Raw genomic sequence first — 10,636 nt, 5'->3', positions numbered from 1 at the left:
ACTACCTCAAAGCGGTCAAGGCGGCAGGCACGCTGGATGGTCCGACCGTCGCCGCCAGGATGCGCGATATGCCAGTGAACGATTTCATGACGAAAAACGGCCGAATCCGCGAGGACGGCCGGCTGGTTAACTTTTAAGGGAAGGATTAAGTGCTTGTTGAGCGTAATGTCGAAGGACAGAAAAATCGCAGCGTTAGCTGCAGCAACGCTGTTGTTGTCCAGCCTCTCGCTTTGCGGGTGCGCAACTTCAACTGCTGGCTCTTCACCGATGGACGCGCGGGCTGAGGCACCGGCGCGCCCGAAAGCGAGTGGCAGCTATCCGGCCGTAGAAGACGTGCCGCCGAGGCGGGGGCCTGCCATGACGGCCGACCAGCAATTGAAGCTCCAGAAAGAACTGACCGCGGCGCGAGATCGTCAGGCGTCTAGGACCAAAGGCCAGGCTGCAGGCCCTGAACTCGTGAAACCCTGACACTGCACGCAGGCCCGCGCCATCTCGGCCCGATTGAACCTTTCCGGTGACTGCCTAGACCTAGGTCTAGGATTATCATCCTCAGCGTTCATTTAACCTTTGCAGAGGAGGGGCAAATGAGTTCGCAACAGCAGCACTGAATCACGAAACTAGCCGACACGCTCCTCGGAATTCTCAAGAGGGACATAGCCAGTCTGAGGCGGCAACATAGCCAAGTGGAAAGATTGCGCGACCGGGTGAAACGAGCCGAGCTATCTGTCCAAAATTCGCGGCGCCGCGTGGAAGCCGTAGCCGCAGGATCGCAAGTTCGGCTTGCCGTCTGAGACGGTGAATACGAGGCCCGGCGGTGCACGCCGGCGGCCTTTCAAAGTGGCGCGAGAATTTGCCAGATGACCAGCAGCACCACGATCACAAGCGTGCCCGACCTAAACATCTTCTCGCAACGATTGATCGAGCGTTTAAACGGCGGCTAGCGTTCTGCAATCGCCTCCACGTCAATTCGTAAACTCAACACCGATACGACTGCCTGAACGCCAGATTATACGGCAATTTCTTTCAACACGATCCTTCGCAATCATGAGCTTGAAACGGTCTCTCATATTATGCCCCGCTGATAAGGGCAGCTCGATTGCTGCTCCGTGGTCGGTGAGGTCGACGACGCGGCAACAGATGCTCGATCCGTCGCCGAAGATGTAGGCGACTTCGTTTGTTTCGATGCGCTGTTGTCTGCGACGTTCCTGCACTGTTTCCTTCTGGATTTAGTCCTTCCTAGACGGCCCACCCGTTCTTGCCTTGGGACGCCGACGCCTTCTTGACCTTCGGCTTAGCGTCAGTGGAGATGCAGACTATCACTGCGCCGAGCAGCAAGACTTCGCGGTGTGCCCAACGAAAAACCCGCCAGCCGCGTGGGGCTGACGGGTTTCCGATTGCCCATGCGTACCGCGGTAGTCGTCACCGATCCGCGAGGGCAAATCGTATAGCCATAACGGTTGACATTAGGTTACCCGCTCACGAACTTAACGGCGTCGTGCGGGCCATAGAGCCGCTGGGATAGCCTCGGAGGCCTTCATGTTTCACGCTGCTTATCAATCGTGCCATTGCAAAGTGCGGGCACGGCCGGCCACGGAGCACACGTGCGGCCTTGCGTTGGGGGCGCCCACCAGCGGTCAGCCCGGCGACGCTCTAGGCGCACTTCGGGTGGTTGTTGAGGTGAAGCAAAGCGCGCCGGGCGACTGTCGTAAGTTCGCCTAATGTGCAATGCCCTTCTTCGGCCGCTTGGATCAGTTGCTCCGCGATGTACTTCCGGCTCTCGTGATCGCCGCCGTTCGGGAGCTCGACGCACACTTGTTCTAACACGACGTCCATGCTCGCCGCACCCGGGAGCTGAGTTCGCCCATCGATTGATTTCCTCGAAAGAAGAAGCACACCAGCTTGCCGCTTGCGATGCAAAGCTCAACATCAAAGCTCTCTGAAGGTTAAGAGCTAGCTGGTGACTGAAGGAAGAGCCGTTGAGCAGCGATTGCGCTACCCCTTTCGCGAGCACAAAAGTGCACACAGCGCGCGCGTCGCATCGGCGATTGCTGCGAACCTATAGGAACGTTGCCCGCTCTCCTGCGATTGAATTGCAGCCCGTCAATGATGACGCGGCCAAAGGAGGCTTCGCATGAACCAGAACAATCAGAACCAAGGCGGCCAGCAGAACCAGCAAGGCGATAAGGGTGGCCAGCAGGGCCAGAACCCCAACCAAAAACCGGGCCAGCAGACACAGCACCCCGGCGAACAGAAGCCTGGGCAAGGCGGACAGCAGGGCAATCGCTAAACTTCACAAGGCCCCGGGCATAGCCCCGGGGCCTCTTCATTGAAGGCCTCGGACATACCCAAGCAAGGGCTTAGATGAACGCGGGCATTCGCGCGCATGTTTCGATTATTACAGGATCCTCAGCAGTGAAACCTACGCCAAAGAGCGAGAGGAATTCCGCCTCTTGCTCAGGCGACCACGGACGCGTCGATGTGCGATCGTTCGTGATTTGCGATGGCCGCAACACCTAAATGCGCGGCGGCGCTGGCGGCCGCGGTGGGTCGGGAAAGCGAGCTGGCCGCTCTAAGCGCGACGGGACCGGCAAGCGACTGGGCTCAGGCGCGCGATTACCGCGCGTCATCCACGCTGCCAGACGAGCGTAGCTTCGCCTAAGAGCCGGAACTAACCAAGCCGCCGATGCGTTCTCTACATCTATGCTCGAAGATTGACTTTTGAGCCATTTAAAAGATTGCCGACTTTTCCCAACCGCGTAACAGATCGTCAATAGAGCGATGCAAACCTATCGCGATCATGGAAACAGACCGCTCGCTTGAGACAATTTTGCAAGACCTCCGCCGTCAGGAAAAGCCAGTGATCTTCAACCAGTATCACCGCCAATTTCTCAATCTTCTGCGGGATGCGATTGGATCGCCTGCACGAAGCTGCCCCGACACCCGCAGAACGACCCTTACCCTTCTGCGAAATGGATGGATCGAGCGGCGCTCAACAAAGATGGCGTCGAATACCGCATAACTGAACTAGGCTTGGCCGAATTGAGCCAGCCACGATAATTGCCATGTCGCACATCGGGGAACGACGGACGTGTCGACTGCTATGCAACTGATCTGGCCACGTGAGGGCGCAAGATGAACGTGCCCTGACGGATTTGCTGGCGCATCGCCGAAAGTTGCTCGCTCAGCTGCAAGCCGTGTCTGGCATCAACCCACAAAACACGGTCAAAGCGATCCAAGAAGAGCTGGCGTTGATCGAAGCCGGCCTAGAAGAGCTTAAACTTCCGCCCGGTTCGCTGCCTGAGAACGAGTGGAGCTAGCGATGCGCGTAAACAAGATCAATTGGGACAAAATCGGCCGGGTGACGGTGCCGGGTCGATACAAGTGTTTCTTCGGATATCTCACCGTCACGCCTGACGAACCTCAATGTGTGGGCACGGTATCCGGACGCGACGTTTACTTTGATCACGCAAACGGAGTATGAGCAGTCAGTTGGGGACCTGGGCGCGTTCGACATCGGCAATCCTGAACGGTATGACGGCACGCCGTCGTCGCCTGCGGCACAGCCTCGATGGGCGCCGTCTCCAAGAGGATAGCGATCGGCGCTACCTCGCGGGTCGTAAACGGAACTCGTAACGGTCAAGAACCCGAAGCATTTGACGCCGTCCATCGCGAGCTGCGACTGCGCGGCCCTCTCTATCCAGATCGTTTCGCCACTTCGGCGACGATTAAATCCCGCTCCTGTAAATAAGCCTTCTGGGTCTCGATCAGGGTGTCTAGGACGGAAAGCGCGAGAGCGAGATCACGTCCCTCGCGCTTGAGCTTGGCGATGACCTTCTCTTGCTGACTGATGTGTTGTTCGCCCTCGCGAAGTCGGCGTTCGGCGACGATCAAACGCTCGCGCAGGCGCGAAAGCGGCCGCTCCTGCCTCCGCTCCGGCTCAAAGCGGGCGAGACGGCGTGGACCACACCAAACCTCGACAGGGTCGTTCGCCACCGCGGCAGAGCCCAGCTGTAGAGCCTCTTCGGCGCTATTGCAGTCGATCTCTTGCGCGTTCAGTGTGCTACCGCAGTCGTCGAGCGTGGAGAGATAGCAGCGCATCGAAGTTTAGCAGCTGTTGTTCAGTCAGGAATTCCGACGCAGGCCTAGACGTTCCTTCTTGAGCACTCACCGGCCCGACCTTTTGGTGCGGCCTCTCAGTTCCCGAATTAACTTCCAGCGGGGATATCAAGCTTAATTTGAAGCTTTGATTGCGGCGACGCACCGGAGGGGTAGCTTTGCGCACCGGACATTGCCCCGTCCGGGTTCACCATGGCGAGGTGGTCGCGCCAAGATACTCGGCGCGGCGACTTCGTTTTGCCGTCGATAGCGCGAGCTTCGTTGTGACGAATGAACCGGACGATGATCCGCTTGACCTCATTGAGATGCGACGACAGATCACGGCTTTGCGCTCGCAGCATTCCGACAATCTCCCGGTCACTGCGATCTTGAACCGTTTCCTTGTTAAAACTGCTTTTCTCTCAGAGCCAAAAGATGCAGCGCACGTGCAACATCTGCGGTCTGAATTCACTCGGACGCTGCGAAGCGTTGAAGCAACCGTCTCGCGGGGCCGATCCGTAAAGCCCAAGTTATATAACGCATAGGCCCTTGCACTCGCCGACGCTGCGCCGATGCTGGATGCAGTCGCGAAGCCGTTCTCGTTTCGCGTATCGAGGCCTTCACGGCGAGGGGCCGTCGCCACAAGCGGCGGCCCGCCCATGAGCGGCCTAGTAAGCACGCCGCACTACTCGGGGCAGAGACGGCTGTCTCGGAGAACACCTGTGGGCAAGCGTGAGCACTGCGGCTTCGTCGGTTTCCAGCGCGATCTTCTGGGTGAGCATCACATCGCCGGCCGCCAGAGCACGTTCGGGAACGAAGCACCAGCCGGTCGCGGGCTGCCCAGATGCGTCGACCTCTACAACATTGCTCACGGTACCATAATGAACTCGATATCGTTTGCCGGTGTGAGAACCTGTGACTTCGCAATAGTTCTTGGCATCGAATTGCGCGCGCTGCTCGGGAGATAACCAATCCCGCAGAAGACGCCGCGCACGGGCTTCCGGGCCATTTTGCTCAATGAAGATCAAATAGAGCGAACGCAGAACGCAACCGCGTACTATCAACGCCTCTTCGTCTGAACAAAAACATTTTGCCGTGCCGCGAACAGTCTAACCGCCGACCAGGCGGGGGTAGAACAGCGTCTCATCGGCAGCGGATCAAACTTCCCTGCAATCTTGAGATCGCCGGCCGCCGTCCGAGTGGCGGCGGTAAATCCCTGGTCGGTCAATTTTTGAACCGGCGTTCAGCCTCGGCGAGCCCCTTAGGGTCGTCTTGCTCAAAAAAGTGCCTGCGGTCGCCTGTGTGGTCCATTACGATCTGGGCAGCCATAGAATGAACTCCGCAGTTCGTAGCCCCTGACGAGCAAGAAGCTTTCGGACCGAGTTACGTTCCTAAATTCCGGACGCCGGCGCAGCGCACGAAGCTGATCGCGAAGCGGAAGGCGGCTTATGAAGCGGTGCATGGTCCAGCGAAGGCCATCGGCGCCCGCGCGGCCAATAGGACGAGAGGCGGGGCGACGCATCCGCCGACTTGGCGGCTGCGTCCTTCAGCCGACACTGCCGCCAAGACGGGCAAGCCCGAGCGGACGATCCAGCGCGACGCGACCCGCGCCAAGGCGCTAGGCCTCGATCTCGATCGTGTTTCAAGACGTCGCGTACCAACCGTCAGGAAATGGAACGAGCGGCCAGTGCGTGTATGGAAAGACTCACACAAGAAAGCCACTACGATGGTTGCACTAGCACGGTGCGCGATTGTCACCGCTATGGCGCTCGGGGGTGAGGGGGCTCTTCGGGCAAATCTTTGATTTTAAAAAAGAAATGGCGGGAATCCTTCCCTCTCCGGCACCTGACAATCAGCGCCGATTGATGCCCGGTAACATCGCCCAAGCGATAAGGCTGAAATTGCGCGGTTTTGAGGGATTGAGCTTCGCGTTACGGTAACAAACCCTAGCAATTTCAACGATTCTGACCAGACTACGAATCTGAGGACGCTGCGTTCTGAAAAACGGCAAGAGGTCGGCGAGTTCGGTCGATACTGAACTCGAAGTGAGTGATACTCACGGAAACTCGGCATTCATATTGTTTAAGTAACGCGGCCCCGGCGAAAATCCTGCACGGAACTGAGCTGCAGTGTCTCCGCGAAAAAATGGGAGATGCCCGATCTCCTCGTATGCGATTTGATACAAAGCAGCCATCCATACGTAATTTGATCCGGTCGTAAGGCATTTGAGACGTTAGTGCCTTGTTGCTGTGACTTCACGGGTCTCGATAGTGGCGACGACGATCTTTTGCAGTGCGCGGATTGAGAAGCGCTGGCGCTGCCACGCTCCCCCCATCGCTGCTAGTTCGTCCGGTGCAAACCCCGCTACGAAGCCTGCTTCACCGCTCTCACACGCCAGTTCGCGTGCGACGTTTGACGCAAGCGCTGGTAGATGTGCCAGTGTCGCCTCTGGTACGCGTACGATACGGAAGCGGTCTTTGAGCGGCGCTGGCAAGTTATCGACGCTGTTCGCTGTGGCGGTGTAGGAGATCCAGCTCAGATCCACGGGAGCATCGAGACCGACGTCGCGGTGACGGGCGGCGGTTTCGCGATCCAGGAACACCAGAACCGCATCCCAAAGTCGGCTCATGTGTGGAGAGGAGCCGGCCTTTTCGATCTCCTCGATCACTACAGCAGGGTTCGCGGTCAAGCAGGCCGACACAGCACGCATCGGTGCGCTTGGTATGCTGTTCGACCATGCTTTTGGCGAACCCGCGAACTGACCATCGGTGGCGCCGGAGCCATCATAGCGATAGACGCTGATTGCGAGCAGTTCGAACAGGCGCCGAGCCAGGCGAGACTTTCCGCTACCAGGCGGTCCAACGAGTAGGACGGGGCGGATACGAACCGGTTCGCCCTCGCGAAGGTCGCGCAGGACGAGTTCGACAGCGCTGGCGGCATGCGGGAATTCGGATAACAGGGCCGCTCGCACGGCGGCGAGGTCCTTGGTAACCTTGAGCGGCAACTTGGCGCCGACGAGCGCCCTGTATTCGATACGCAGCGAGCCGGTGAGCTTGGTTGCCGTCCTAGCGGGATAGACCACGAAGCTTGGGGGCGGGGGACCGACGTCAACTATTGACAGCGGGATCGAATCTTCCGACTCCTCAATTGGAGCACATTCCGCACGGTCTTCCTGCAACGCGTGCAGTAAATCAGAGGTCTTTCTGGTGTTCGGCATGCAAAAATGTACACCAGAAATTACCGGACGGGTCAATGGTCTGGAGGCGGGCATGGTTAAGCGAGTGCGAGTACGAACAAGCGACGTTAAATACGCTCCCCGCGCCAAGGTCGGTCGCCCCCTTGCGAGCGAGGGTGACGTCCGATCTGACCGCCTGGCGCAGCGTGTTCATCCTGATTTGATTGAGGTTTACGACCAGCGAGCCCGCGAATACGGATTGACCCGGTCGCAGCTGATTGAGCGGGTGCTAATCGACCATGCGAACCAGATCGAGGGAGCGCAGCTCGACAATATCGGCCGGTGGCTCTCCGGCGAAGCATGGGGCGCCCACAAATACATGCGGAAAAACTTGATTCATCCGGTCAGTGGTCTACCGCTCGCGATCGCTTCACGAAAAGAAGCGGAGCACAAGGCGATGCAGGATAAAGCACCGGCGGAGGACGTCGGCCCGAAATCTACGGACAACTCAGCAGCCAAGCGGACCAAACGAAAGTAAGATGATGGTTCTCGCCGCTTTGCAGCGGCCTAAGAGGGAGCGGGGTGCTGATCACACGATTTGGGAGCCCGTAACAGAACGGCAGTAAGCGCTGACTTACTGCCGTTTGAGACTGTCGGGAGCGCAATGTAGGACAACGGTAGAACACCGGTAGAACACATTGCGATCGGTAATCGCCCAAATAATTGAACCACTTAGCAGTCGTCAAAAATGGCCTGCTGAGGTTGACTGCGGCAAGAGAAGAGGTCGCTCTGGCGTCAGTCGAGCATATTGATCTCGGGCTCTTCGAAGTTGCTGTGGACGATGCGGGCAGCGGTGCGGCCTTCACTGACAAGCAAACTTTCCAGCGCCAAGGCGGGGTGATCGTCGATCAGAGATGGTGCGGAGTTATTTCTGCGATTTCCCTATTTGTGGCTTGCAGGGGCAGGTGGGACGATAGGGATGTGAAAAACCACGATGAGACTAATGCTTACGTCCTCTTGCACAGAACGGGATTAGTAAATGAAGAATGATCCTGAGAAGTCCCCCGAGACGGCCATTGCGGCGGCCCTGCTCAATGCGTTCGTGATGCAGTTCGAGCCCGGTGTCATCCCTGCACGAGAGGTTCAGAACATGATCTTTGTAATGATGTCGTCGCTCATCCGCGACGGCTACAGCGGCGAGGACATCATGATTGTGCTGCGTCGGCTTCGCAAGCAGCTCAGCAAGGAGGGCACTGCGACCGCCGCGCATTAGCTACTGCGGTCGCTCAGATCGCCTAAGCTATGCTGGAGCCCAAAGGCGACGTGTGACTTGTGATCGTAATGTGACGTAACTGTGTGATCGGCTCTCGATACTTACGATTGCCGGTCACACGAATGCGGCCGTAAGGGCCCGGACATCCGCTCAAGAGGAGCGGCTGTCGATTTGGCTGCCGGCGTTTGACGTCTAATGTTCTGTGCCTACGCTCTGTATGTCGCTGCCGGTCGCGGCTCGAGTTCGATCACCAGCGTGGGATCAAAATCCGGATTTTCGCGCTTGTTGGGACCAAGCGCATATCCGCGCGGGTTCGCGATGACCCGCGTGATACCGATCGTGTAGTCGCGGTTCTGGTGAATGTGACCATGCAACCAGAGGGCCGGAGCATCTTCGCCCATCATCAGATGCTCCAGCGACGATGCATAAAGCCAATCGTGGGAATGGCTTCCAGGCGGGAGGCTCTGGCGCGAAGGGGCCATGTGCGTCACCGCGACCGTCTCGCCGTCGAACGGCGTTGCCAGCACACGCTCGAAATATGCGCGGCTCTCCCGGTGAAGCGCCAGAGACTGTGAGGGCGTGAAGCGATTCTTCGAACCGGAGCCTCCAAAGCGGATCTCTCTGTAGTCATTGTGATAGTCACGTTCCCAGTACCGGCCTTGGTCGGTCCAGCCTTTCTGTGACTGGCTCATGGCATCGCGCGGTGACCAGCCGACTGGCAGCACCGAAAAATCCGTCCACATGGTCGCTCCGATGAAGCGCGTGTCGTCGATCACAACCGTATCGTTCTGAAGCATCGTAATGCCGAGGTTCTCGGCCATCTTACGGCCTCGCGTCATCTGATCTTCGTAGAATGTGTTCTCTTCACCGCTGCCAGTCGGACCGCGGTAGAAGCAATGGTTGCCCGGGACGTACAGGATCGGAGCGCCAGCGAACTTCTCCGCTACCCACTCGAGCCCGCCCGTCATTGGATTATTCACGTCGCCAATCATCACTGTGACGTCGCAATCAGCTTGCGGGACATCATCCCAGCGGTTGAATTCGTCGTCGATGTGCGTGTCGGAGAGGACGCGGATCTTCACGAGATCGCCTCCGCAGCAATCATCTGATCGCGCTTCGGGCGAACGAAGCGATCAGTGCGCTCACTCGCGGAACTGTCAGTTTCGGTCATTTTGAGTCCTCTGTGACGCCCCGAAGCGGCAATTAAGCATCTGTTAATATCTAAATTGTACACCAGAAAAGATATTAATGTAACCCCAAAAAGAAAGTAGCTGGAATGAGCAGATATGAGACCGATATCAATGCCTACGTTGGCGTTACGGCGGCTTCTGCGATGGTTGGCGCCGCGGCGGTATTCGCGGCAACGAGTGGCTCGATCAACCGCGCCATCATGATTGCGCGAACCAATGCGGTTCGTCGGCTCATCGCCGACCGCATTCGCAGGACTCGCGCAAGCCACCGGCAGCTCGAGCGAGACTTGGCGTTCGCAAAGTGCGATGCTGCCCTTGCTCGCTGGCACTTGGCTAAGCTCGCGAGAAAGCTGCCGCGGGACCTCCGGAGGTGAGATTCCGGTCACTCCCTGGCACGTGCGGTTCGGCACGGCTTTCGAGAACTGGCACGCCCGCGACGGGGATCGCGAGATGCAGATGGCCGTAAATGCCGTCAAATCCGCTTGTGACGAGCTTATCCAGTTCGTTATGGGACAGGCTGACTAACCAGTCGCTGACTATCGGCCTGATGTTCGGAAGTGGTGGCTGGATGTTGGCGATCGCCGCATCGGCCGCCCAGGCCATCGCCAGATTGGCCTCGACATCGCGCGCATGGAACGCATCGTGCGAGTTGGCAAACGGATTATCAGCGCCCACGTCGTGGCCGCTCTCATATTCGTCGTCGAGTATCCCCACAGGCTCGGAGAGCGCGGGGAAGAGCGCGTGCAGGAGACCGCGCAGCGGCAGCATGACAATGTCGAACACCATTTGGACGGCTCGGGCAAGACCAGCGAGAATTGAACGCAACATGACTTCCAGCTCCTGTTGGCATGTTGCAAAACGCAAACATGCTTCGAAGGCCAGTACGGCATGGGATTCTGAAAG

At 58.2% G+C, this 10,636-nt stretch carries 12 protein-coding genes and 2 pseudogenes; 5 read left to right on the top strand and 9 right to left on the bottom strand.

Annotated elements, in window-relative coordinates; translation table 11 throughout:
- Nucleotides 1-131: pseudogene (locus tag CT676_RS45385) on the top strand (ABC transporter substrate-binding protein); the annotation flags it as partial.
- An 831-nt stretch (nucleotides 132-962) separates the two neighbouring features.
- Here the strand turns inward: CT676_RS45385 and CT676_RS26560 are convergent.
- The gene (locus CT676_RS26560; RefSeq protein WP_135215672.1) at nucleotides 963-1,211 is read right to left on the bottom strand and encodes a PilZ domain-containing protein; all 249 of its coding nucleotides are present in this window, start codon (nucleotides 1,209-1,211) and stop codon (nucleotides 963-965) included.
- A 920-nt stretch (nucleotides 1,212-2,131) separates the two neighbouring features.
- On the opposite strand from CT676_RS26560, the gene CT676_RS44325 reads away from it, so the two are divergent.
- Together CT676_RS44325 and CT676_RS26550 are read left to right on the top strand one after the other, a co-directional pair.
- On the top strand, nucleotides 2,132-2,287 hold the full coding sequence (locus tag CT676_RS44325) for a hypothetical protein (RefSeq protein WP_167768172.1): 156 nt from the start codon (nucleotides 2,132-2,134) through the stop codon (nucleotides 2,285-2,287).
- Nucleotides 2,288-3,119: 832 nt separating this feature from the next.
- Nucleotides 3,120-3,317 carry a hypothetical protein gene (locus tag CT676_RS26550; RefSeq protein WP_135215670.1) on the top strand — a complete coding sequence of 66 codons (198 nt, stop codon included), beginning with the start codon at nucleotides 3,120-3,122 and terminating at the stop codon, nucleotides 3,315-3,317.
- Nucleotides 3,318-3,693: 376 nt separating this feature from the next.
- Here the strand turns inward: CT676_RS26550 and CT676_RS26540 are convergent, their stop codons facing one another.
- From CT676_RS26540 to CT676_RS26520, 5 genes and pseudogenes are all read right to left on the bottom strand, one after another.
- On the bottom strand, nucleotides 3,694-4,098 hold the full coding sequence (locus CT676_RS26540; protein ID WP_135215669.1) for a hypothetical protein: 405 nt from the start codon (nucleotides 4,096-4,098) through the stop codon (nucleotides 3,694-3,696).
- A gap of 107 nt (nucleotides 4,099-4,205) precedes the next feature.
- Nucleotides 4,206-4,457 carry a hypothetical protein gene (locus CT676_RS44320; RefSeq protein WP_167768171.1) on the bottom strand — a complete coding sequence of 84 codons (252 nt, stop codon included), beginning with the start codon at nucleotides 4,455-4,457 and terminating at the stop codon, nucleotides 4,206-4,208.
- Nucleotides 4,458-4,763: 306 nt separating this feature from the next.
- Nucleotides 4,764-5,159, bottom strand: a complete 396-nt coding sequence (locus CT676_RS26530; RefSeq protein WP_167768170.1) for a hypothetical protein — start codon at nucleotides 5,157-5,159, stop codon at nucleotides 4,764-4,766.
- A gap of 45 nt (nucleotides 5,160-5,204) precedes the next feature.
- Nucleotides 5,205-5,424, bottom strand: a pseudogene (locus CT676_RS45370) (hypothetical protein).
- Nucleotides 5,425-6,328: 904 nt separating this feature from the next.
- Complete coding sequence (locus CT676_RS26520; protein ID WP_167768169.1) at nucleotides 6,329-7,312, bottom strand: AAA family ATPase; 984 nt, start codon at nucleotides 7,310-7,312, stop codon at nucleotides 6,329-6,331.
- Here CT676_RS26520 and CT676_RS26515 point away from each other — a divergent pair.
- Together CT676_RS26515 and CT676_RS26510 are read left to right on the top strand one after the other, a co-directional pair.
- Nucleotides 7,302-7,808 (top strand): hypothetical protein, encoded by a 507-nt coding sequence (locus CT676_RS26515; protein ID WP_167768168.1) that lies wholly within the window; start codon nucleotides 7,302-7,304, stop codon nucleotides 7,806-7,808. The two genes, CT676_RS26520 and CT676_RS26515, sit on opposite strands and share 11 nt — an antisense overlap.
- Before the next feature lie 501 nt (nucleotides 7,809-8,309).
- Nucleotides 8,310-8,543, top strand: a complete 234-nt coding sequence (locus tag CT676_RS26510; protein ID WP_135215666.1) for a hypothetical protein — start codon at nucleotides 8,310-8,312, stop codon at nucleotides 8,541-8,543.
- A 206-nt stretch (nucleotides 8,544-8,749) separates the two neighbouring features.
- On the opposite strand, the gene CT676_RS26505 is transcribed toward CT676_RS26510, so the two are convergent.
- From CT676_RS26505 to CT676_RS26495, 3 genes are read right to left on the bottom strand one after another with little or no spacing between them, the layout of a single operon-like run.
- Nucleotides 8,750-9,625, bottom strand: a complete 876-nt coding sequence (locus tag CT676_RS26505) for a metallophosphoesterase (RefSeq protein ID WP_135215665.1) — start codon at nucleotides 9,623-9,625, stop codon at nucleotides 8,750-8,752.
- The gene (locus tag CT676_RS26500) at nucleotides 9,622-10,062 is read right to left on the bottom strand and encodes a hypothetical protein (RefSeq protein ID WP_135215664.1); all 441 of its coding nucleotides are present in this window, start codon (nucleotides 10,060-10,062) and stop codon (nucleotides 9,622-9,624) included. The genes CT676_RS26505 and CT676_RS26500 overlap by 4 nt, the downstream gene beginning before the upstream one ends.
- Nucleotides 10,063-10,066: 4 nt before the next feature.
- The gene (locus CT676_RS26495; RefSeq protein ID WP_135215663.1) at nucleotides 10,067-10,561 is read right to left on the bottom strand and encodes a hypothetical protein; all 495 of its coding nucleotides are present in this window, start codon (nucleotides 10,559-10,561) and stop codon (nucleotides 10,067-10,069) included.
- Between the last annotated feature and the right edge of the window lie 75 nt (nucleotides 10,562-10,636).

Source organism: Bradyrhizobium sp. MOS001 (assembly GCF_004634465.1).
Taxonomy (GTDB): domain Bacteria; phylum Pseudomonadota; class Alphaproteobacteria; order Rhizobiales; family Xanthobacteraceae; genus Bradyrhizobium; species Bradyrhizobium barranii.
The sequence above is the reverse complement of the archived record's forward strand: the minus strand, read 5'-3'. Positions and strand labels throughout refer to the sequence as shown.

Bases quoted from the DNA above. Each gene is read 5' to 3' on its own strand.
- CT676_RS26510 (WP_135215666.1), top strand. From the start codon at position 8,310: ATGAAGAATGATCCTGAGAAGTCCCCCGAGACGGCCATTGCGGCGGCC.
- CT676_RS26540 (WP_135215669.1), bottom strand. From the start codon at position 4,098: ATGCGCTGCTATCTCTCCACGCTCGACGACTGCGGTAGCACACTGAAC.
- CT676_RS26520 (WP_167768169.1), bottom strand. From the start codon at position 7,312: ATGCCGAACACCAGAAAGACCTCTGATTTACTGCACGCGTTGCAGGAA.
- CT676_RS44325 (WP_167768172.1), top strand. From the start codon at position 2,132: ATGAACCAGAACAATCAGAACCAAGGCGGCCAGCAGAACCAGCAAGGC.
- CT676_RS26495 (WP_135215663.1), bottom strand. From the start codon at position 10,561: ATGTTGCGTTCAATTCTCGCTGGTCTTGCCCGAGCCGTCCAAATGGTG.
- CT676_RS44320 (WP_167768171.1), bottom strand. From the start codon at position 4,457: ATGCTGCGAGCGCAAAGCCGTGATCTGTCGTCGCATCTCAATGAGGTC.